Source organism: Nocardioides cremeus (assembly GCF_030518195.1).
Lineage (GTDB): Bacteria > Actinomycetota > Actinomycetes > Propionibacteriales > Nocardioidaceae > Nocardioides > Nocardioides cremeus.
Genome location: NZ_JAULSC010000009.1, coordinates 84,478 through 106,429 on the forward strand (window position 1 = coordinate 84,478; position 21,952 = coordinate 106,429).

At 72.2% G+C, this 21,952-nt stretch carries 18 protein-coding genes; 16 read left to right on the plus strand and 2 right to left on the minus strand.

Going from position 1 to position 21,952, the window contains the following annotated elements; all coding sequences use genetic code 11:
- Nucleotides 1-2 precede the first annotated feature (2 nt).
- The 3 genes from QWJ41_RS11105 to mshC are packed head-to-tail and all read left to right on the plus strand — an operon-like array spanning nt 3 to nt 2,672.
- Nucleotides 3-578: a DUF3090 domain-containing protein gene (locus QWJ41_RS11105; protein WP_302708202.1), complete on the plus strand. Its 576-nt coding sequence runs from the start codon at nt 3-5 to the stop codon at nt 576-578.
- Complete coding sequence (locus QWJ41_RS11110; RefSeq protein ID WP_302708204.1) at nt 568-1,377, plus strand: SCO1664 family protein; 810 nt, start codon at nt 568-570, stop codon at nt 1,375-1,377. Before QWJ41_RS11105 ends, QWJ41_RS11110 begins: the two co-directional genes overlap by 11 nt.
- 56 nt (nt 1,378-1,433) lie before the next feature.
- Nucleotides 1,434-2,672, plus strand: coding sequence for a cysteine--1-D-myo-inosityl 2-amino-2-deoxy-alpha-D-glucopyranoside ligase (gene mshC / locus QWJ41_RS11115; RefSeq protein WP_302708206.1), 1,239 nt, complete (start codon nt 1,434-1,436; stop codon nt 2,670-2,672).
- Nucleotides 2,673-2,699: 27 nt separating this feature from the next.
- Here the strand turns inward: mshC and QWJ41_RS11120 are convergent, their stop codons facing one another.
- Nucleotides 2,700-3,548 carry a PAC2 family protein gene (locus tag QWJ41_RS11120; protein ID WP_302708208.1) on the minus strand — a complete coding sequence of 283 codons (849 nt, stop codon included), beginning with the start codon at nt 3,546-3,548 and terminating at the stop codon, nt 2,700-2,702.
- 186 nt (nt 3,549-3,734) lie between these two features.
- On the opposite strand from QWJ41_RS11120, the gene metH reads away from it, so the two are divergent.
- The 10 genes from metH (at nt 3,735) to QWJ41_RS11170 (ending at nt 16,898) form a co-directional block, all read left to right on the plus strand.
- A complete protein-coding gene (metH, locus tag QWJ41_RS11125; protein ID WP_302708301.1) occupies nt 3,735-7,472 on the plus strand; it encodes a methionine synthase in 3,738 nt (1,245 codons plus the stop codon).
- 3 nt (nt 7,473-7,475) lie between these two features.
- Nucleotides 7,476-8,147: an HAD family hydrolase gene (locus tag QWJ41_RS11130; RefSeq protein ID WP_302708209.1), complete on the plus strand. Its 672-nt coding sequence runs from the start codon at nt 7,476-7,478 to the stop codon at nt 8,145-8,147.
- Nucleotides 8,148-8,465: 318 nt separating this feature from the next.
- On the plus strand, nt 8,466-8,903 hold the full coding sequence (locus QWJ41_RS11135) for a hypothetical protein (protein WP_302708210.1): 438 nt from the start codon (nt 8,466-8,468) through the stop codon (nt 8,901-8,903).
- Nucleotides 8,900-10,240 carry a sensor histidine kinase gene (locus QWJ41_RS11140; protein ID WP_302708212.1) on the plus strand — a complete coding sequence of 447 codons (1,341 nt, stop codon included), beginning with the start codon at nt 8,900-8,902 and terminating at the stop codon, nt 10,238-10,240. Before QWJ41_RS11135 ends, QWJ41_RS11140 begins: the two co-directional genes overlap by 4 nt.
- On the plus strand, nt 10,237-10,863 hold the full coding sequence (locus tag QWJ41_RS11145; protein WP_302708213.1) for a response regulator: 627 nt from the start codon (nt 10,237-10,239) through the stop codon (nt 10,861-10,863). Before QWJ41_RS11140 ends, QWJ41_RS11145 begins: the two co-directional genes overlap by 4 nt.
- A gap of 81 nt (nt 10,864-10,944) precedes the next feature.
- The gene (locus QWJ41_RS11150) at nt 10,945-12,552 is read left to right on the plus strand and encodes an ABC transporter substrate-binding protein (protein ID WP_302708215.1); all 1,608 of its coding nucleotides are present in this window, start codon (nt 10,945-10,947) and stop codon (nt 12,550-12,552) included.
- A gap of 6 nt (nt 12,553-12,558) precedes the next feature.
- Nucleotides 12,559-13,590 carry an ABC transporter permease gene (locus tag QWJ41_RS11155; protein ID WP_302708217.1) on the plus strand — a complete coding sequence of 344 codons (1,032 nt, stop codon included), beginning with the start codon at nt 12,559-12,561 and terminating at the stop codon, nt 13,588-13,590.
- Nucleotides 13,590-14,522, plus strand: coding sequence for an ABC transporter permease (locus tag QWJ41_RS11160; protein ID WP_302708219.1), 933 nt, complete (start codon nt 13,590-13,592; stop codon nt 14,520-14,522). The genes QWJ41_RS11155 and QWJ41_RS11160 overlap by 1 nt, the downstream gene beginning before the upstream one ends.
- Entirely contained in the window at nt 14,519-15,577 is a 1,059-nt protein-coding gene (locus tag QWJ41_RS11165) for an ABC transporter ATP-binding protein (RefSeq protein ID WP_302708221.1), read from the plus strand. Before QWJ41_RS11160 ends, QWJ41_RS11165 begins: the two co-directional genes overlap by 4 nt.
- Nucleotides 15,561-16,898, plus strand: a complete 1,338-nt coding sequence (locus QWJ41_RS11170) for an ABC transporter ATP-binding protein (protein ID WP_302708223.1) — start codon at nt 15,561-15,563, stop codon at nt 16,896-16,898. The genes QWJ41_RS11165 and QWJ41_RS11170 overlap by 17 nt, the downstream gene beginning before the upstream one ends.
- Here the strand turns inward: QWJ41_RS11170 and QWJ41_RS11175 are convergent.
- Nucleotides 16,829-17,782 carry a RecB family exonuclease gene (locus QWJ41_RS11175; protein WP_302708225.1) on the minus strand — a complete coding sequence of 318 codons (954 nt, stop codon included), beginning with the start codon at nt 17,780-17,782 and terminating at the stop codon, nt 16,829-16,831. The two genes, QWJ41_RS11170 and QWJ41_RS11175, sit on opposite strands and share 70 nt — an antisense overlap.
- 86 nt (nt 17,783-17,868) lie before the next feature.
- Between QWJ41_RS11175 and QWJ41_RS11180 the strand changes: the two genes are divergently transcribed.
- The 3 genes from QWJ41_RS11180 (at nt 17,869) to arc (ending at nt 21,944) form a co-directional block, all read left to right on the plus strand.
- Entirely contained in the window at nt 17,869-19,014 is a 1,146-nt protein-coding gene (locus QWJ41_RS11180) for a site-2 protease family protein (RefSeq protein ID WP_302708227.1), read from the plus strand.
- A 129-nt stretch (nt 19,015-19,143) separates the two neighbouring features.
- Nucleotides 19,144-20,055, plus strand: coding sequence for a tRNA (adenine-N1)-methyltransferase (locus QWJ41_RS11185; RefSeq protein ID WP_302708303.1), 912 nt, complete (start codon nt 19,144-19,146; stop codon nt 20,053-20,055).
- Nucleotides 20,056-20,159: 104 nt separating this feature from the next.
- Complete coding sequence (gene arc / locus QWJ41_RS11190; protein ID WP_302708229.1) at nt 20,160-21,944, plus strand: proteasome ATPase; 1,785 nt, start codon at nt 20,160-20,162, stop codon at nt 21,942-21,944.
- Nucleotides 21,945-21,952 lie beyond the last annotated feature (8 nt).

Consider the following 21,952-nt stretch of genomic DNA (forward strand, 5'->3'; position numbering starts at 1 on the left):
CCATGCCAGTCGTCCACGCATTCGACCCGCCGGAGCGCTTCGTCACCGGCACCGTCGGCGAGCCCGGTTCCCGCACGTTCTTCCTCCAGGCCCGCAGCGGCACCCGCGTGGTCAGCGTGGCCCTGGAGAAGCAGCAGGTCGCCGCGCTGGCCGAGCGGGTCGACGAGCTGCTCGACGAGGTGATGGGCTCCGAGACCTCCACGGCGGTCATCCCGGCCGTCGCGCCCCTGGGCCTGCAGGACACCGACCCGCTCGAGCAGCCCATCGACGAGGAGTTCCGAGCTGGCACGATGACCCTGTCGTGGGATCCCGACGACGAGCGCATCGTGATCGAGGTCTTCCCCTACACCGAGGCCGCGGTGGTCTCCCCGGAGCAGGTCGACCAGGACTTCGAGGAGCCCGAGCCCGACGAGGTGCTCCTGGTGCGCCTCGAGGCCGGGGCCGCGCGCGCCTTCGTGCAGCGCACCGAGCAGGTCCTCGAGGCCGGGCGGCCCAGCTGCCCGTTCTGCGGCAACCCGATCGACCCCGACGGCCACCTGTGCGTGCGCGCCAACGGGTTCCGCCGCCGTGAGCCCTGAGCAGCAGGTCGACCTGGTCGAGCACGAGCTCGAGCTGCGCGGGCGGATCCTGCCCGCCTCCAACGCGACCTTCCTGGGCACCATCGGCGAGGTCCAGGTGGTCTACAAGCCGATCGCCGGTGAGCGGCCGCTGTGGGACTTCCCCGGCGCGGTGCTGGCCCACCGCGAGGTCGCGGCGTACGTCGTGGCGCAGGTCTTCGCCGGTCCCGACCAGCCGGTGCTGGTGCCGCGCACCTGGCTGCGCGAGGGGCCGCACGGCCCCGGCATGGTCCAGGAGTGGCAGGAGCCCGACCCGCAGGCCGAGGCCGTGACGCTGGTGCCCTCCGGGGCCACGCCCGAGGGCTACCTGCACGTCTTCGACGGCTACGACGCCGAGGACCGGCTGGTCTCCCTGGTGCACGAGGACACGACCGCGCTGCGCTCGATGGCGGTGCTCGACGTGCTGCTCAACAACGCCGACCGCAAGGGCGGGCACGTGCTGGCGATGAGCGACGGACGCCGCTACGGCGTCGACCACGGCATCGCCTTCCACACCGACCCCAAGCTGCGCACGGTGCTGTGGGGCTGGCTGGGCACGGCCCTGACCCGGGCCGACCGTGCCGCCGTCGAGCGGGTGCGCGACGGGGCCCGCGGCGGCGTGTGCGGGGCAGGGACGCAGCCGCTCGCCGACCGGCTGGCGCCGCTGCTCGGCGACGCCGAGATCGAGGCGCTGGCCCGCCGCTGCGAGCGGCTGCTGGCCCGCGGCACGATGCCGGCCCCCGACTCCGACGGCCCGGCCATCCCCTGGCCGCCGTTCTGAGCCCGCCGGGAGCGGTCGATCCGCGACCTGGCCGGCGCACCCTCTAGGCTCGCCCCATGCGTGCCTGGTCTGCCCCGGAGATGCCCGCCCTCCCCGTGAGCGGCCCGGCTGTCTCGCTGCACGACACCCCCAGCGGCGCGCGCCGCCCCGTGGTGCCCGAGGGCACCGCCCGGCTCTACGCCTGCGGCATCACGCCGTACGACGCCACCCACATGGGCCACGCCGCGACGTACGTCGGCGTCGACCTGCTCAACCGGGCGTGGCGCAACGCCGGCCACGACGTCGCCTTCGTGCAGAACGTCACCGACGTCGACGACCCGCTGCTGGAGCGGGCCACCAAGGTCGGGGTCGACTGGGTGGCGCTGGCCGAGCGCGAGACCGAGCTGTTCCGCCAGGACATGCAGGCGCTGCGCGTGCTGCCGCCGCGCGACTACATCGGCGCGGTCGAGTCGATCCCGCTGGTCATCGACCTCATCGAGCGGCTCCAGGCCGCCGGGTCGGTCTACCGGGTCGAGGACGACTGGTACTTCTCGGTGCACGCCGACCCCGCCTTCGGCGAGGAGTCGGGGATGGACCGAGAGACGATGCTGCGCATCTTCCCCGAGCGCGGCGGCGACCCCGACCGTCCCGGCAAGAAGGACCCGCTCGACTGCCTGGTCTGGCGCGGCGAGCGGGCCGGCGAGCCGTCGTGGCCCAGCCCCTTCGGCCCCGGGCGCCCCGGCTGGCACGTCGAGTGCACCGCGATCGCGATGGAGCACCTCGGCAGCGCCTTCGACGTGCAGGCCGGCGGCAGCGACCTGGTCTTCCCGCACCACGAGATGTGTGCCGGCCACGCCCAGGTGGCCGAGCCCGGCGCCCCCTTCGCGCAGGTCTACATCCACGCCGGGATGGTGGCCTACGACGGCGAGAAGATGTCGAAGTCGAAGGGCAACCTGGTCTTCGTCTCGTCGCTGCGCCACGCCGACGTCGACCCGATGGCCATCCGGCTGACCCTGCTGCGCCACCACTACCGCTCCGACTGGGAGTGGACCGACGCCGACCTGCTGGCCAGCGTCGACATGCTCACCGCCTGGCGCCGCGCGCTGTCGCTGGGCGCCGGGGCCCCGTCGGCCCCCGTCGTGGAGGCCGTGCTGGCCGCTTGCGCCGACGACCTCGACGCCGCCACGGCCGTGGGCGTGGTCGACGACTGGGCGCGCGCCACGCTGGGCACCGACGGGCTCGCCGACACCTCCGACGCGGAGGCCGCCCTGGGCGTGCACCGCGTCCTCGACGCGGCGCTCGGCCTGTCGCTCTGACGCGGGCGGCGCCCGCTCGGGAGTCGGTCAGTCGTCGCTCTGGCGACGCTTGAGGTAGCGCTCGAACTCGCGGGCGATGGCCTCGCCGGAGGCCTCGGGCAGGTCGGTGGTGTCGCGGGTCTCCTCGAGGGCGCGCACGTAGTCGGCGACGTCCTCGTCGTCCTCGGCCAGCTCGTCGACCCCGCGCTCCCAGGCGCGGGCCTCCTCGGGCAGCTCGCCGAGGGGGATCGAGATCTCCAGCAGGTCCTCGATCTGGCCGATCAGCGCCAGCGTGGCCTTCGGGCAGGGCGGCTGTGCGACGTAGTGCGGCACCGCGGCCCAGTAGGAGACCGCCGGCATGTCGACGCTCACGCAGGCGTCCTGGAAGACACCGACGATCCCCGTCGGCCCCTCGTACGTCGACTGCTCGAGCTTGAGCCGGTCGACCAGCTCGGGCTCGGTGGCGGTGCCGGTGACCGGGATCGGGCGGGTGTGCGGGGTGTCGGCCAGCAGCGCGCCCAGCGTGACGACGAGCTCGCCGCCCAGCTCGTCGACCGCCGCGAGCAGCTCGGCGCAGAACTGGCGCCAGCGGATGTTCGGCTCGATGCCGCGCACCAGGATGATGTCGCGGCCCAGGTCGGGCGGCGAGGCCACCGCGATCTGGGTGGTGGGCCAGGTGATCCGGCGGTGGCCGAGCTCGTCGCTGCCCACCACGGGCCGGTTGACCTGGAAGTCGTAGAAGTCCTCGGGATCGACCGCACCGACCACCCGGGCGCCCCAGGCGAGCATCAGGTGGTCGACGACCGACGAGGCCACGTCGGCCGCGTCGTTCCAGCCCTCGAAGGCCGCGATCACGATGGGGTCGACCAGGTCCGGGGCGTCCTCGATCTCGATCACCGACCCAGCGTAGTCACCCCCCAGCTCACCTCCCCGGGGATTTCACCCGCCGCGCGCGCCGGTGTCACCATCTGAGCACCCTGTCCAGCCTTCGGACACCCTCCTAGGCTGGCGGGACCCGCTCGGGGCGCCGCCGGCGCCCCACGAGAGGAGAGCCGCGTGAGCCAGCCCAGCACCGAGACCCCGATGGAGCGCGTCGGCGCGGGGGAGTGGCGCCGCGACGCGAGCGACGAGCTGCGCGCGGCCCTGGCCGAGCGGATCCTGGTCATCGACGGCGCCATGGGCACCGCGATCCAGCGCGACCGGCCCGACGAGGCCGGCTACCGCGGCGAGCGGTTCGCCGACTGGCCCAGCGACCTGGTCGGCAACAACGACCTGCTGACCCTGACCCAGCCCGCGATCATCGAGTCGATCCACCGCGAGTACCTCGAGTCCGGCGCCGACCTGATCGAGACCAACACCTTCAACGCCAACGCCGTCTCGCTGGCCGACTACGGCCTCGAGGCGCTGGCCTACGAGCTCAACCTCGAGTCGGCGCGCCTGGCCCGCCGCGCCGCCGACGTGGTCGCCACCGACGAGCGCCCTCGCTACGTCGCCGGCGCCCTGGGCCCGACCACCCGCACCGCCTCGATCTCCCCGGACGTCAACGACCCGGGCGCCCGCAACATCGACTTCGACGCCCTCGTGACGGCGTACCGCACCGCCACGCTGGGGCTGCTCGACGGCGGCAGCGACCTGCTGATCATCGAGACCATCTTCGACACCCTCAACGCCAAGGCGGCGATCTTCGCCGTCGAGACCGTCTTCGAGGAGCTGGGCCGCCGCTGGCCGCTGGTCATCTCCGGCACCATCACCGACGCCTCGGGCCGCACCCTGTCGGGCCAGACCACCGAGGCGTTCTGGAACTCGGTGCGCCACGCCCGGCCGCTGGCCATCGGGCTCAACTGCGCCCTGGGCGCCCGCGAGATGCGGCCCTACGTCGCCGAGCTGTCCCGCATCGCCGACACGTTCGTCTCGGTCTACCCCAACGCGGGGCTGCCCAACGCCTTCGGCGAGTACGACGAGGCCGCCGCCGAGACCGCCGCGGTGGTCGGGGAGTTCGCCGAGGCGGGCTTCGTCAACATCGTGGGTGGCTGCTGCGGCACCACCCCGGCACACATCTCCGCGATCGCCGAGGCGGTCGTCCAGCACCCGCCGCGCCGGCCCGCGACGGTGCCCTCCGCGATGCGCCTCTCAGGCCTCGAGCCGTTCACGATCGACGACGACAGCCTCTTCGTCAACGTCGGCGAGCGCACCAACATCACCGGCTCGGCGCGCTTCCGCAAGCTCATCAAGGACGGCGACTACGACACCGCCCTGAGCGTCGCGGCCCAGCAGGTCGAGAACGGCGCCCAGGTCATCGACGTCAACATGGACGAGGGCATGATCGACGGCGTCGCGGCGATGGACCGCTTCACCAAGCTCATCGCCAGCGAGCCCGACATCAGCCGGGTGCCGGTGATGGTCGACTCCTCGAAGTTCGAGGTGATCGAGGCCGGGCTCAAGAACGTGCAGGGCAAGCCGATCGTGAACTCGATCTCGCTCAAGGAGGGCAAGGAGGCGTTCGTCGCCCACGCCCGCCTGTGCCGCAAGTACGGCGCCGCCGCGGTGGTGATGGCCTTCGACGAGGACGGCCAGGCCGACAACCTGCTGCGCCGCCAGGCCATCTGCGAGCGCGCCTACCGGATCCTGGTCGACGAGGTCGGCTTCCCGGCCGAGGACATCATCTTCGACCCCAACGTCTTCGCGGTGGCGACCGGCATCGAGGAGCACGCCTCCTACGGCCAGGACTTCATCGAGGCGACCCGCTGGATCAAGGAGAACCTGCCCGGGGCCAAGGTCTCCGGCGGCATCTCCAACGTCAGCTTCTCCTTCCGCGGCAACAACCCGGTCCGCGAGGCCATCCACGCGGTCTTCCTCTTCCACGCCATCGAGGCCGGCCTCGACATGGGCATCGTCAACGCCGGCGCGCTGGTGGTCTACGACCAGGTCGAGACCGAGCTGCGCGAGCGGATCGAGGACGTCGTGCTCAACCGGCGCCCCGACGCGGCCGAGCGGCTGCTCGAGATCGCCGAGGAGCACAACCGGGTCGGCGAGGCCAAGGAGGCCGCCACCGAGGAGTGGCGCGCGCTGCCGGTCTCCGAGCGGATCACGCACGCGCTGGTCAAGGGCATCGACACCTACGCCGAGGCCGACGCCGAGGAGCTGCGCCTCGAGATCGAGGCCCGGGGCGGCCGGCCGATCGAGGTCATCGAGGGTCCGCTGATGGACGGCATGGACGTCGTCGGCGACCTCTTCGGCGCCGGCAAGATGTTCCTGCCCCAGGTGGTGAAGTCGGCGCGGGTGATGAAGAAGGCCGTGGCCCACCTCATCCCGTTCATCGAGCAGGAGAAGCTCGACAAGCCCGAGTACGCCACCGCCAAGGACACCAACGGCACCATCGTGATGGCCACCGTCAAGGGCGACGTGCACGACATCGGCAAGAACATCGTCGGCGTGGTGCTGCAGTGCAACAACTTCGAGGTCATCGACCTCGGGGTGATGGTGCCGGCGCAGAAGATCCTCGACACCGCCCGCGAGGTCGGGGCCGACATCATCGGGCTCTCCGGCCTGATCACCCCCTCGCTCGACGAGATGGTCACGATGGCCACCGAGATGCAGCGCCAGGGCCTCGAGATCCCGCTGCTCATCGGCGGCGCGACCACCTCGCGCGCCCACACCGCGGTCAAGGTCGACCCGCGCTACGACGGCCCGGTGGTCTGGGTCAAGGACGCCTCGCGCTCGGTGCCGACCGCGGCCGCGCTGCTGCACGCCGAGCGGCGCACGACGCTGCTGGCCGACGTCAAGGCCGACTACGACTCGCTGCGCGAGCGGCACTCGCACAAGACCGAGCGCCCCAAGCTGTCGTACGCCGACGCGCGGGCCAACGCCACGCCGATCGACTGGGACGGCTACGCGCCCCCGGCCCCGCGGCGGCCCGGGGTCCACGTCCTCGACGACTACGACCTGGGCGAGCTGCGCGACTACATCGACTGGCAGCCGTTCTTCAACGCCTGGGAGATGAAGGGGCGCTTCCCCGACATCCTCAACAACCCGGCCACGGGCGAGGCCGCGCGCCGGCTCTACGACGACGCCCAGGAGATGCTCGACCGGGTCGTCGCGGAGAAGTGGATCAGCGCCCGCGGCGTCTACGGCTTCTTCCCGGCCGCCGGCGAGGGGGACGACACGATCCTCTACGCCGACGACGAGCGCACCACCGAGCGCACCCGGCTGCACCACCTGCGCCAGCAGGGCCAGCACCGCGACGGGGTGCCCAACAAGTCGCTGGCCGACTTCGTGGCGCCGCGCGAGAGCGGCCTGGCCGACCACGTGGGCGGCTTCGCGGTGACCGCCGGCATCGGGCTCCCCGAGCGGGTGGAGGCGTTCAAGGCCGCCAACGACGACTACAACGCGATCCTGCTGGAGTCGCTGGCCGACCGGCTGGCCGAGGCGTTCGCCGAGCGGCTGCACGAGCGGGTGCGCACCGACTTCTGGGGCCACCAGCCCGAGGAGCAGCTGAGCAACGAGGACCTGATCGCCGAGCGCTACCAGGGCATCCGTCCCGCGCCCGGCTACCCGGCCTGCCCCGACCACACCGAGAAGCTGACACTGTGGGAGCTGCTCGACGTCGAGGCCAGCACCGGCATCTCGCTGACCGAGTCGATGGCGATGTGGCCGGGCGCCTCGGTGTCGGGCTGGTACTTCAGCCACCCGCAGTCGCAGTACTTCGTGGTCGGCCGGATCGCGCGCGACCAGGTCGAGTCGTACGCCGACCGCAAGGGCTGGAGCCTCGTCGAGGCCGAGCGCTGGCTCTCGCCGAACCTGGGCTACGACCCCGAGGACTGAGCCGTGGCCGACGACGCGACGGCGGGCCTGCCCGCAGCCCTGCTGTGGGACATGGACGGCACCCTGGTCGACACCGAGCCCTACTGGATCGAGACCGAGTTCGCCCTCGCCGATCGGTACGGCGGCACCTGGTCGCGGGCCCAGGCCCTCGACCTGGTCGGCAACGACCTGCTGACCTCGGGGCGCTACATCCGCGAGCACATGGGCATCGACCTGACGCCCGAGCGGATCGTCGAGGAGCTCCTCGACGGCGTGGTGGCCCGCGTCGAGCAGGCCGTGCCGTGGGTGCCGGGGGCGCGGGAGCTGGTTCTCGAGGCCCGTGCGGCGGGGATCGCGTGCGCGCTGGTGACGATGTCCTACGAGCGGTTCGTGGCCCCGATCCTGGCGCACCTGCCGCCCGAGACGTTCCGGGTCATCGTCACCGGCGACAAGGTCGAGCTCGGCAAGCCGCACCCCGAGCCCTACCTGACGGCGGCCGCCGCCCTCGGTGTCGCACCGGGGGACTGCGTGGCCATCGAGGACTCCAACACCGGGGCGAAGTCGGCCGAGGCCGCCGGCTGCACGGTGCTGGTGGTCGAGAACCACGTGCCGGTGCTGCCGGGCCCGCGCCGGGTGCTGCGCCCCACGCTCGAGGGCCTGTCGCCCGGGGACCTCGGCGCCCTGCTGCTGCGCTGAGCGCTGCCTCCCAAGGGGGCGAGAGGTACTAGTACCACCGGACGATGGTGACCGGCACCACACCGGGCCCAGGATGGGACCACTCGGAACGACGGGAACAGGGCACCTGACCCGCCGTACCGGCCGTGCTCGACAACGCCACCACGCCTTCCCTGGGCGAGCGGCGCCCGGCCTCGATGGCCGGGTGGTGACGATGCCGAGCGCGGCCGGGACCGAGTCCCGACCACAGAAGTGCTGGTCGCCGGGTCAGTCGCGTGCGATCCTGTGACGACCACCCGAGACCGCGTCCATGCGCGGTGAGCAGACCGTGAGGGCACCATGAGCCACCTCGAGCGCAACAGCTCCGGCAGGCCGGCCCTCGTCACGAGGCCGGTGCTGGGCCTGCTGCTCGCCGGCGTCCTGGCGACCTCCGCGCTGGCGGCGTCACCGGCCCTGGCCAAGGCCGACGTGGTGGCCTCCGGCCCCTGTCGAGGAGCCCCCGACAGCACCTGGAAGCTCAAGGTCGACCAGGAGAGCAACGGCAGCCTGACCGTCACCGCCGCCGTCTTCAGCGAGGACACCGACGAGTGGGGCTGGAAGCTCAAGCACAACGACGACGTGTCGGCCAAGGGCACCGTGACCGCCCGTGACGCCGACAGGTCCTTCCGGGTCGTCCGCTCGATGGTCGACTTCACCGGTCCCGACGAGATCGTCTTCCGCGCCGGCAACAAGGACAGCGACGAGATCTGTCGCGGCGACGTCACGTTCAACGGGTGAGCGTCCACCTCCCGGGCGAGGCGGGTGAGCCGCCCCGGGGCGGACCGTGGTTCCGCAGCCCCGTCGCCCTGTTCCTGGCCGTCAGCGCCGTGCTGGTGGTCGCGATCTTCGTGGCCACCAACGTCATCGCCGACGACGCCGCGAGCGACGCCGCCCGCGCCCAGGCCGAGTCGGTCAGCGAGCTGCTGGCCCAGACGACGGCCGCGCCGTACGTCGGTGGCGGGCTGCTCAGCGGCAAGCCCGGCGCCTACGACAAGTTCTTCCGCAAGGCCCCCAACCTGCTGCAGGCCGACGACGTCGACAGCGTCGACCTCTTCGCCCCCGACGGCACCCTGATCTACAGCCAGGACGACCCCGACGCGGTGCCCATCATCAGCCGGGAGCGCTACGAGCTGAGCAGCGCCCAGCAGCGCGTGCTGCGCGAGGGAGGCACCGGCTCCGAGCTGGCCGACCCCACCTCCCCGCGCAGCATCGACCGGGCCGGCGAGGAGCGCGGGCTGGTCAAGATCTACACCCGCATCGAGACCGAGACGGGCGAGCCGGTGCTCTTCGTGGCCTACTGGGCCCTCGACGGTCTCGAGGAGCGGCGCACCGAGATCTTCGGTGCCTTCCGTTGGATCACCCTGGGCCCCCTCGTGCTGCTCTCGCTGGTCTCCGCGGTGATGCTGGGGCTGCTCACCACGCAGGTACGCCGGGCCGGCCGCGAGCGCGAGCGCCTGCTGGAGGCGGCCATGACCGCCTCCGACGCCGAGCGGCGCCGCATCGCGCGCGACCTGCACGACGGCGTCGTGCAGGACCTCGCCGGCACCGCCTTCTCCCTCTCGGCGGTGGCCCGCGATCCCGGTGTGCCGGAGCGCGTGCGCGGCCGCCTGGAGGGCGCCGGGGACTCGCTGCGCGACGGGCTCAGGTCGCTGCGCTCGCTGCTGGCCGAGATCCACCCGCCCGACCTGCACGGCAAGGGCCTGGCCTCGGCCGTCGCCGACCTGCTGGCCCCCGTCAGCGCGGCCGGCATCACCGCCTCCGCCAGTGTCGAGGACGTCGAGGACGCACCGGCCGCCGAGGTGGCGGTGCTGTGGCGGGTCACCCAGGAGGCGGTGCGCAACACCGTCCGCCACGCCGAGGCCTCCACCCTGGCCGTCACCGTGCGGGGCACCGCCTCGGGCAGCCTGCTCGAGGTCGTCGACGACGGGATCGGCTTCGACCAGGACTGCCACCGCGGGCCCGAGCACTTCGGGCTCACGGGCCTGCGCAGCCTGGTCGCCGACGCCGGCGGACGGCTCGAGGTGCGCTCGGCGCCGGGCGAGGGGACCATCGTGCGGCTCGAGGTGCGCCGGTGAGCGCGGCGCCGATCCGGGTGGTGCTGGTCGACGACCACGCCGTCATCCGGGCCGGGCTCGCCCAGCTGCTCGCCTCGACCGACGACATCAGCGTCGTGGGCCAGGCCGGCGAGGGACAGCAGGCGGTCGACGTGGTGCGCGAGGTGCGCCCCGACGTGGTGCTGATGGACCTGCAGATGCCGGGTGTCGACGGCGTGGTCGCGACCCGCCGGGTGCGCGCGGAGGTGCCGGGCGTCGACGTGCTGGTGCTGACGAGCTTCTCCGACAGCGAGCGGATCCTCGACGCCCTCGACGCGGGAGCCGTCGGCTACCTGCTCAAGGACGCCGACCCCGACGACGTGCTGGCCGGCATCCGGGCGGTGGCGCGAGGGGAGTCGCCGATCCACCCGAAGGCCGCCCGCGCGCTGCTGGGGGCCCGCTCAGGCACCTCCAGGCCCCAGCTGACCGGGCGCGAGGTCGAGGTGCTGCGCCTGGTGCGCGCCGGCCTGGCCAACAAGCAGATCGCGCGACGCCTCGACATCAGCGAGCGCACCGTCAAGGCGCACCTGACCTCCGCGTTCGCACGCATCGGGGTGGTGGACCGCACCCAGGCGGCGGTGTGGGCCCAACGCCACGAGATCTGAGCCGCACGGCGCTGAGGGTGGCGCACATCACAGCGGAACGTTAAGTTCGCGGTCTCACCACCCGGAACTCGGAGGTTCGGAGTGACCAGATCTCGGCGCGCTCTCTCGTTGGCCGGCGCGGCCATCCTCACCCTCGGTCTCGCCGCCTGCGGCGAGGGCGAGCGCGACAACAGCGGCGGTGGCGAGGGCGGCTCCGCCTCGGGCAGCTGGACCCTGGGCACCACCGAGACCGTCACGGCGATGGACCCGGCCGGCTCCTACGACATCGGCTCCTGGAACATGCAGTACTCCCTCTTCGAGCAGCTGATGGCGATCCCGGCCGGGGAGTCCGAGCCGGTCGGCGACGCCGCCGAGTCGTGCGAGTACGACGACCCGCAGACCATCACCTGCACCCTGCGCGAGGGCCTGACCTTCTCCAACGGCAACGAGCTCACCTCCTCCGACGTGCGCTTCTCGCTGGAGCGCAACCTGCAGATCGCCGACCCCAACGGCTCGGCCGTGCTGCTGGGCGCGATCAAGGACCCCGACCGGGACGCCCTGGCCGACGGTGCCGTCGAGACCCCCGACGACCAGACGGTGGTCTTCAACCTCAACCAGCCCGACCTGACGTTCCTCAAGATCCTCTCCAGCGCGACGGCCTCCATCGTCGACGAGGAGACCTTCCCGGCCGACAGCCTGCTCGAGGACGAGCAGGTCGTCGGCTCGGGCCCGTTCATGCTGTCGGAGTACTCCGCCAGCAAGCAGGCCGTCCTCGAGGCCAACCCCGAGTACGACGGCGAGCGTGCCCCGGCGTCCGAGACGGTCTTCGTGCAGTTCTTCAACGACGCCGCACCCCTGCGCAACGCGATCGCCTCCTCCCAGCTCGACGTCGCGTGGCGCACCCTGAGCCCCACCGACCTGACCTCTCTCGAGGACGCGGGTGACGTCGAGGTGCTGCGCGGCGAGGGCTCCGAGTTCCGCTACTGGGTCTGGCAGCTCGGCACCGACGTCGGTGGCGACAAGGCGGTGCGCCAGGCCGTCGCGCAGGTCATCGACCGCGAGGCGATCGCGCAGAACGCCTACGACGGCACCGTGGAGCCGTCGTACTCGATCGTGCCGCCGGGCTTCGGCGGCCAGAAGGACTCCTTCGCCGAGGCCTACGGCGAGGGCCCCGACGTCGAGGCGGCCCGTCAGACGCTGCGGGAGGCAGGGGTCAAGACCCCGGTCAGGCTGACGCTCGGCTACACCCCGACCCACTACGGCCCCAACACCGTCGACGAGGCCCGCGAGCTGGCGGGCCAGCTCGAGGACAGCGGGCTCTTCGATGTCAGCACCGAGGACGCGGAGTGGGAGGAGTACCAGACGCTCTACAAGCAGAACGCCTACGACCTGTTCGTCCTCGGCTGGTACCCCGACTTCCTCGACGCCGACAACTACCTGTCGCCGTTCCTGCGCGACGGGGGCTTCTACCAGAACAACTACTCCAGCCAGGAGGTCAACTCGCTGCTCGACGAGGAGCTCGGCGAGACCGACGAGGCGACCCGCGAGGAGCAGATCGGCGAGCTGCAGGACATCGTGGCCGAGGACGTGCCGCTGATCCCGTCGTGGAACGGGCAGAACGTCGCGGTCGCGGTGCCCGAGATGGAGGGCGTCGAGGGCTCGCTCGACCCGACCTACATCTTCCGGCTCTGGGAGATCAGCAAGGGCTGAGCGCACATGGCCTCCGCCGCAGCGGGCTCGCTGCCCCGCTACGTCCTGATCCGGGTCCTGCTGGTCGTGCCGATGATGTGGGTGCTGCTCACGATCGTCTTCCTGCTGCTGCGGGTCGCGCCCGGCGACCCGGTGACCGCAGCTGTTGGCGACAAGCTCAGCCCCGAGGCGCTCGAGAGCCGGCGCGCTGCCCTCGGGCTGGACCGTCCGCTCGTCGTGCAGTACCTCGAGTACCTGGGGCGGGTCGCCCAGCTCGACTTCGGCCGCACCATCAGCGACAACCGCCCCGTCCTGGAGATCATCAAGAACCAGGGCGGGGCGACGCTGACGCTGACGCTGGGTGCGTTCCTCTTCGCGCTGCTGATCGCGCTCCCGCTGGGCCGGCTGGCCGGGCGCCACCGCGACACCGCCCTCGACGCGGTCATCCGCATCTTCGGCGTGGTCAGCTATGCCGCGCCCATCTTCTGGGTCGGGATCCTGCTGGTGCTCTTCGTGATCACCTTCGTGCCGAGCTGGCCGACCTTCGGCATCGCCTCGGCCGAGACGGAGTTCTACGTGCCCGACCGCACCGGGATCATCCTGGTCGACGCGATCCTGGCCAACGACTCCGCCTCGGTGGTCGACGTGCTGCAGCACCACGTGCTGCCCTGCTTCACCCTCGGCCTGCTGCTCTCGGGCGTGATCATCCGGCTGGTGCGGGTCAACGTGATCCAGAGCCTCAAGGACGACTACGTCGAGGCGGCCCGGGCGAGGGGCATCCCCGAGCGCCGGGTGGTGCGCAAGCACGCCTTCCGCAACGCCCTGGTGCCGGTGATCACCGTGATCGGGCTGCAGTTCGCGCTCACGCTCTCGGGAGCGATCCTGACCGAGCGCACCTTCAACTGGCCCGGTCTCGGCAACGAGCTGGTCGCCTACGTCACCGCCCGCGACTACGTGGCCGTGCAGGGGCTGGTGACCTTCTTCGCGGTGGCCGTCGTGGTGGTCAGCGTGGCCGTCGACGTCCTCAACGCACTCGTCGACCCCCGGGTGAGGTACTGATGCGCAGGAGCCTGCGGACCATCTGGCAGACCCGGGGACTGGCGCGCTACCTGCTGGTCGCCGGGGTGGTGATGACGGCCGCCTTCGTCGTCCTGGCGGTCTTCGCGCCGTGGATCGCGCCCTACGACTTCGCCCAGAACACCACCGACGCGGGGGAGCGGCTGCCCAAGCTCGCCCCACCGTCGGGCGAGCACTGGCTGGGCACCAACGACCAGTTCTACGACATCTGGTCGCGGGTGGTGTGGGGGGCCCGCACCGCTCTGCAGGTGGTCCTGCTCTCGGTCTTCCTCTCCGCGCTGGTCGGGGTGCCGCTGGGGCTGCTCTCCGGGTTCACCGGCGGCTGGCCCGACCGGGTCATGGTCTTCCTGATGGACGCGCTGTACTCGTTCCCCTCGCTGCTGCTGGCCATCGTCTTCTCGTTCCTGCTGCGCAGCGCGGTCGGTGGCGGCGTGCTGGCCGCGGCGCTGGCCCTCACGGCGGTCTACATCCCGCAGTACTTCCGGGTCGTGCGCAACACGACCGTCTCGGCCCGCGAGGCGACGTACGTCGAGGCGGCGCGCGCGCTCGGTGCCCGGCCGTTCACGATCATGCGCAAGTACCTCTTCGGGAACGTGGTGCAGTCCGTGCCCGTCATCGGCACCCTCAACGCCGCCGACGCGCTGGGCACCCTGGCCGCGCTCGGCTTCCTGGGCCTGGGCATCCAGCCCACCGAGGCCGCCGAGTGGGGCTACGACCTGAGCCGCGCGCTCGACGACACCTCGGCCGGCGTCTGGTGGCCGGCGCTCTTCCCCGGCCTCGCGATCATCCTGCTGATCACCGCCCTGACCCTGGTCGGCGAGGGGCTCAACGAGACCCTCAACCCGGCGCTGCGCCGCCGCCGGCTGCAGCCGGTCCGCTTCACCGCCCTGGCCCGCGAAGGAGGTGCCCGATGAGCCCGCGTGCCGACGACCAGGCCGTGGAGGTCGTGATCGAGGCCGAGGACCTGCGGGTCTGGTACGGCACCGAGCGGGGGCCCGTGCGCGCCGTCGACGAGGTCGACTTCACCCTGCGCCGCGGGGAGATCCTCGGGCTGGTGGGGGAGTCGGGGTGCGGCAAGTCGACCTTGGGCCGCGGGCTGCTCGGCCTGCTGCCCGAGGGGGCTGCTCGCGACGGGGCCCTGCGCTTCCTCGGCACCGACATGCTCACGCTGTCGCGCCGCGAGCAGAACCGGCTGCGCGGTCGCGAGCTGGGGATGATCTTCCAGGAGCCCCTGACCCGCCTCAACCCGCTGATGCGCATCTCCGAGCACTTCGCCGAGACGCTGCGGGTGCACGAGAAGGGGATCTCCAAGGACGAGGTGAAGCGGCGCTCGCTCCAGGCGCTGCGCGTGATGGGGATCCCCCCGACGCGGTTCCGGGCCTATCCGCACGAGTTCTCCGGCGGGATGCGCCAACGGCTGATGATCGCGCTCACCCTGGTGCTGCGGCCCTCGTTCGTGGTGGCCGACGAGCCGACCACCGCGCTCGACGTGCTGGTGGAGGCCCAGATCATCCGGATCCTGCACGACCTGCGCGACACCTTCGACACCTCGCTGCTGCTGATCACCCACAACCTGGGCATCGTGGCCGAGGCCTGCGACCGGGTGGCGGTCATGTACGCCGGCAAGATCGTGGAGATCGGCCCGGCCGCCGAGGTGTTCCGCCACCCCCAGCACCCCTACACCCGCGAGCTGCTGCGCTCCACCATCTCGCTGTCCACCACCGGGCTGAACTTCATCGAGGGGGCACCGCCCGACCTCACGACGCCGCCGCCGGCGTGCCGGTTCCACCCCCGGTGCCCCGACGCGATGTCGGTGTGCGCGACCCGCGAACCGCCGGCGCTCGACCTGCCCGGTGGCAGCCGCGCCGCCTGCTGGGCGGCCGCGGCCCGCCACGACCTGGTCACCCTGGACGCCGAGGAGTCGGCGCCCCTCGAGCGCGAGGAGCTCTCCGTTGCCGACGAAGCCTGATCCGGGCCTGGTGGCCGAGGCCCGCGACCTGTCCGTGCACTTCCAGCTGCAGGGGGGCGCCCTGTCGCGGCTGCTGGGCATCGGGGCCCGGCGGGTCAAGGCCGTCGACGGCGTCGACGTCCAGCTGCGCCGCGGCGAGGTGCTCGGGGTGGTGGGGGAGTCCGGCAGCGGGAAGACGACGCTCGGGCGAGCGCTCCTCGGGCTGGCTCCGGCCACGGGCGGGACGCTGACCTACCACCCCACCAGCGGCGGCACCCAGGAGATCACGCGGCTCAAGGGCGCCGAGCTGCGCCGCCTGCGCACCGACGTGCAGATGGTCTTCCAGGACCCCAGCGCGGCCCTGAACCCCTCCATGACCATCGAGGAGGGCGTCGGGCACCCGCTGGTCATCCACGGCATCGCCTCCGGTGAGGACCTGCACCGGCGGGTGGTCGCCGCACTCGAGCGGGTCGGGCTCGCGCCGGTCGAGCGCTTCTTGTCGAAGTACCCCTCCGACCTGTCGGGGGGCCAGAAGCAGCGCGCGGTGATCGCGCGCGCCATCATCCTGGAGCCCGAGGTCCTCGTCGCCGACGAACCGGTGTCGATGCTCGACATGAGCGTGCGCGCCAAGATCCTCCAGCTGATGCTCGACCTCAAGAACGACCTCGGCCTGACCTACCTCTACATCACCCACGACCTGGCCTCGGCGAAGTACTTCTGCGACCGGGTGGCGATCATGTACCTGGGCCGGATCGTGGAGATCGGGCCCACCAAGGAGATCTTCGCCCACCCGCGCCACCCCTACACCCAGGCACTGCTCAAGGCGATCCCGGAGCCCGACCCCGACCGGATGGTGCCGCGCGACCTGCCCCGGGGCGAGATCCCGGACGCTGCCGAGCCGCCGCTGGGCTGCTCCTTCCACCCCCGCTGCCCGGTCGCGACCCCCGTCTGCGGCTGGGAGCAGCGCGACCTCAAGGCGCTGCTGGAGGAGCACTGGGTGCGCGACGAGACGGCCGACTACGAGGCCGAGCGCGCCACCGTCGGCGACCTCAACGGCCTGGACCGGCCGCGCACCACCGCCCGGCTGGCCGGCAAGGACCCGGCGGCCGTGCGCGCCGTGCTGGACCGCGTGCGCGCCGCCGACCCGGAGGAGCCGCTGTGGGGAGGCGTGCGGGCGGTCGAGGAGCGCCACGGTCACCTCGAGGTCGACTTCGTCGACGGCGTCGACCCACCCCTACGAGCCAGCCACGGGGTCGAGGTGGCCTGCGTGCACTACGGCGCGGATCCGGAGTGGCCGGCCGAGCCAGGGGAGCCGGGCGAGCCGGGGGAGCCCGGTTCCTGATCGGGCAGCGGCGGGGGCGTGCCGCCCCAGGCCGGGCAGATGGCCCGGTGGGCGCACCAGTCGCAGGCGCGGCTGCGCCGGGGCAGCCACTCGCCGCTCTCGCGGGCCGAGCTGATGGCCTCCCAGATGGCCTGGACCCGACGCTCGGTGGCCAGCAGGTCGGCCTCGTCGGGCTCGTAGCGCACGATCTCGCCGTTGCCCAGGTAGACCAGCTGCAGCAGCGCCGGCACCACGCCGCGGGTGCGCCAGAGCACCAGGGCGTAGAAGCGCATCTGGAACAGCGCGCGCTGCTCGAACCCCACCGCCGGTGAGCGCCCGGTCTTGTAGTCCACCACCCGCAGCGCGCCGTCGTCGGGCGCCACGTCGAGCCGGTCGACGAACCCGCGCAGCAGCAGCTTCGACTCCAGCACCGTCTCGACGTAGAGCTCGCGCTCGGCCGGCTCGAGACGGGTCGGGTCCTCGAGGGTGAACCAGCGCTCGAGCACCGTGCGACAGGAGGCGAGCCAGTGGGTGAAGTCGAGTGGTGGCCCGCCGTCGGCCCGCCCCGCCGGGTCGGGGTCGAAGAGCGCCACCAGCTCGGGCTCGGCCTCCGCGAGGGCCTCCCAGCTCGGCGCCAGCATCTCGCCCGCCCGGGCAGGGGTGCGCTCGGCGGCCGGGAGGTCGAACAGGTCCTCGAGCACCTTGTGCACCAGCGTGCCGCGCACGGCGTCGGCCGAGGGCGGCTCGGGGAGCCGGTCGATCGTGCGGAAGCGGTAGAGCAGCGGGCAGGTGACGAAGTCACCGGCCCGGCTCGGCGAGAGCGTGCCCACGACGTGCACCCCGTCGACGGGCGTCGAGACGCGCTCGGCCGGCGAGGGGAGCGGGTCGGGGGCTGCCTGGCTCATGCCGCGAACCCTAGGCGTCCGTGCCGACAGTCCCGGGACAGTGGGCGAGCGCGGGCACCCGCACGGGGGTCGACTAGCCTCGAGGGATGTCCGCGACCCCGCCCGAGCCCAGGGCGTCCTCGCGACCGCCGGGCACCCTCAAGGTCGGCACGATCGCCGGCAGCGACGTGCTCGTCTCCTCGTCCTGGTTCCTGGTCGCCGGCCTGATCGCGGTGCTCGTCGCACCGCTCGTCGACGACGTGCAGCCGGGGCTGGGGAGCCTGAAGTACCTCGCCGGTGCCGCGTTCGCGGTGCTGCTCTACGGCTCGGTGCTGCTGCACGAGGCCTCCCACGCGGTGGTGGCGCGCCGCTTCGGCTTCACCATCAGCTCGATCACCCTGCACTTCCTCGGTGGGATGACCTCGATCGAGGGGGAGGCCCGGCGCCCCCGCGAGGAGTTCTTCATCGCCGTGGTCGGCCCGCTCACCTCGATCGCAGTCGGGCTGGTCGCGCTGGCCGCCCACCCCTTCACCCCCGACGGGCTGCTGCTGCTCGCGGTGGAGGGCCTTATCTTCGCCAACCTCCTGGTGGGCGTGCTCAACCTCGTGCCCGGCCTGCCGCTCGACGGGGGCCGGGTGCTGAAGGCGGCGGTGTGGGGCCTGACCGGCAACATGCACCGGGGCACCGTCGTGGCCGGCTGGGGCGGCCGGGCCACCGCCGTGGCCGTGCTGGTCTGGCCCCTGGTCCAGGAGCCGCTCACCGGCGCGCAGCCCGACGTGCTCGACTTCGCGCTCGTGCTGGTGATCGCGATCTTCCTCTGGTCGGGCGCCACGGCCGCGATGACCTCGGCGCGGCTGCGCGCGCGCCTGCCCCGCCTCGTCGCGCGCGACCTGGCCCGTCGCACCATCAGCGTGCCGGCCGACCTGCCCCTCGCCGAGGCGGTGCGCCGGGCCAACGAGGCGCACGCCGGCGGCATCGTCACCCTCGACCCCGGCGGCCGGCCCGTCGGCCTGGTGAGCGAGGCGGCCCTCGTCGCCACGCCGCAGGAGCGCCGTCCCTGGGTCCCCGCCTCGAGCGTGGCCCGCACCCTTGAGGCGGGGCTGCGGCTGCCGCTGGGGATCACCGGGGAGGACCTGGTGCGCGCCATCACCTCCACCCCGTCGGCGGAGTACCTGCTGGTGCACCCCGACGACTCCATCTACGGGGTGCTGGCCACCGACGACGTGGACCGCGTCTTTCGCGAATCGCGCTGACCCCGAGGCGCCGCCTAGGGTTCGCCCGTGCCCGAGCAGCCGAACCCGACCGAGATCGACCAGCCGACCCCGAGCGAGCAGCAGCCGGGGGCGGCGTACCCCGACGTGCCCGCCGAGGCGTGGTCGGGCGTGCACCGCGGCCCGCTGCGCGAGGGCGAGTGGGTGCGCCTGACCGACAGCAAGGGACGCAAGCACAACTTCGAGCTGCAGGCCGGCAAGCGCTTCTTCTCCAACAAGGGCCACCTCGACCACGACGACCTGATCGGCCGCGAGGAGGGCTTCACCCTCGCCAGCTCCGCGGGCGGCGAGTACCTGGTCTTCCGGCCGCTGCTCTCGGAGTTCGTGGTCTCGATGCCGCGCGGCGCGGCCGTGGTCTACCCCAAGGACGCCGCCCAGATCGTGGCGATGGCCGACATCTTCCCGGGCGCACGCGTCGTGGAGGCCGGCGTCGGCTCGGGCGCCCTGACCTGCTCGCTGCTGCGGGCGGTGGGGCCCTGGGGGCGGGTGTCCTCCTTCGAGCGCCGCGAGGAGTTCGCCGACGTCGCGCGCCGCAACGTCAACCAGTTCTTCGGTGCTCCCGCCGACCAGACCCACCCCGCCTGGGAGCTCACCCTCGGCGACCTCGCCGAGGCGCTGCCGGCCTCGGGCGAGCGCTGCGACCGGATCATCCTCGACATGCTCGCGCCCTGGGAGTGCCTCGACGCCGCTGCCGGCGCGCTCGTGCCCGGCGGGATCGTGTGCGCCTACGTCGCCACCACCACGCAGCTCTCGCGCTTCGTCGAGACGGTGCGCGCCCATGGCGGCTTCACCGAGCCGCAGCCCTGGGAGAGCCTGGTGCGCGACTGGCACGTCGAGGGCCTGGCGGTGCGCCCCGGCCACAAGATGATCGGGCACACCGCGTTCCTGGTCACCGCCCGCCGGCTGGCCCCGGGCCAGAAGCCGCTGCGCAAGACCCGGCGCCCGGCGCCCGGCGCCTACGGCCCCGACTACTCGGGGCCCCGTCCGCCGGGGCTGCCCGTGGAGCCCGCCCCCGAGGACTGAGCCGCCAGGACGCCGCCGCCGGCAAATCTCGCGCGCACCTCGGCGAGCCTCTTCCTTGACGAGGTGTCGCGGGTAGGGTCGAGTTCCACACAGGAGGTGCGCTGATGTCGACATCCGATGGCAACTCGAACACCGGTCAGTCCCGCTCGTCCGGCCGCAGCCCGGAAGAGCTGCTCGGCCAGGTCCGCTTCCTGGAGGCCGAGGTCTCCGACCTGCGCCGGCGTCTCAGCGAGAGCCCCGGGTCCTCCCGCGGGCTGGAGATGCGCCTCAGCGACGCCCAGCGCTCGTTGGCCGCGGTCACCTCGCAGAACGAGCGCCTGGCCCAGACCCTGCGCGAGGCGCGCGACCAGATCACCAAGCTCAAGGAGGAGGTCGACCGGCTCGCCCAGCCGCCGGCCGGCTTCGGCACCTTCCTGGCCCGCAACGACGACGACTCGGTCGACGTCTTCACCGGCGGGCGCAAGCTGCGTGTCAACGTCAGCCCCGGCGTCGAGCTCGACGAGCTGACCCGCGGCCAGGAGGTGATGCTCAACGAGGCGATGAACGTCGTGGCCGCCCTCGACTTCGAGGAGGTCGGAGAGGTCGTGATGTTCAAGGAGCTGCTCGCCGACGGCGAGCGCGCGCTGGTCATCGCCAACGCCGACGAGGAGCGGGTGGTGCGGCTCGCCGAGCCGCTGCGCGGTGACACGATCCGGGCCGGCGACTCGCTGCTGCTCGACGCCCGCGCCGGCTACGTCTACGAGAAGGTGCCCAAGTCCGAGGTCGAGGAGCTGGTGCTCGAGGAGGTCCCCGACATCGCCTACGAGTCGATCGGTGGCCTCAGCGGCCAGATCGAGGCGATCCAGGACGCCGTCGAGCTGCCCTACCTCTACCCCGAGCTGTTCAAGGAGCACGAGCTCAAGCCGCCCAAGGGCGTGCTGCTCTACGGCCCCCCGGGCTGCGGCAAGACGCTGATCGCCAAGGCGGTGGCCAACTCGCTGGCCAAGAAGGTCGCGGCGCGCAACGCGGAGTCGGGCCAGGGCACCGAGGTCAAGTCCTACTTCCTCAACATCAAGGGCCCCGAGCTGCTCAACAAGTACGTCGGCGAGACCGAGCGCCACATCCGGCTGGTCTTCCAGCGGGCCCGCGAGAAGGCCAGCAGCGGCACCCCGGTGATCGTGTTCTTCGACGAGATGGACTCGCTCTTCCGCACCCGCGGCAGCGGCGTCTCCTCCGACGTCGAGAACACCATCGTCCCGCAGCTGCTCAGCGAGATCGACGGCGTCGAGCTGCTCGAGAACGTGCTGGTCATCGGCGCCTCCAACCGCGAGGACATGATCGACCCGGCGATCCTGCGCCCCGGACGCCTCGACGTGAAGATCAAGATCGAGCGCCCCGACGCCGAGTCGGCCCGCGACATCTTCAGCAAGTACCTGACCCCCGGCCTGCCGCTGCACAGCGACGACCTGGGCGAGTTCGGCGGCGACCGCTCGGCGTGCGTCGAGGCGATGATCCGGGCCACGGTCGAGCGGATGTACGCCGAGACCGAGGAGAACCGCTTCCTCGAGGTCACCTACGCCAACGGCGACAAGGAGGTCCTCTACTTCAAGGACTTCAACTCCGGGGCGATGCTGCAGAACATCGTGGACCGCGCCAAGAAGATGGCCATCAAGGACTTCATCGACCACGACCAGCACGGGCTGCGCGTCAGCCACCTGCTGCAGGCGTGCGTCGACGAGTTCAAGGAGAACGAGGACCTGCCCAACACCACCAACCCCGACGACTGGGCACGGATCTCGGGCAAGAAGGGCGAGCGCATCGTCTTCATCCGCACCCTGGTCACCGGCAAGCAGGGCACCGAGCCGGGCCGCTCCATCGACACCGTCGCCAACACCGGCCAGTACCTCTAGGCCGCACG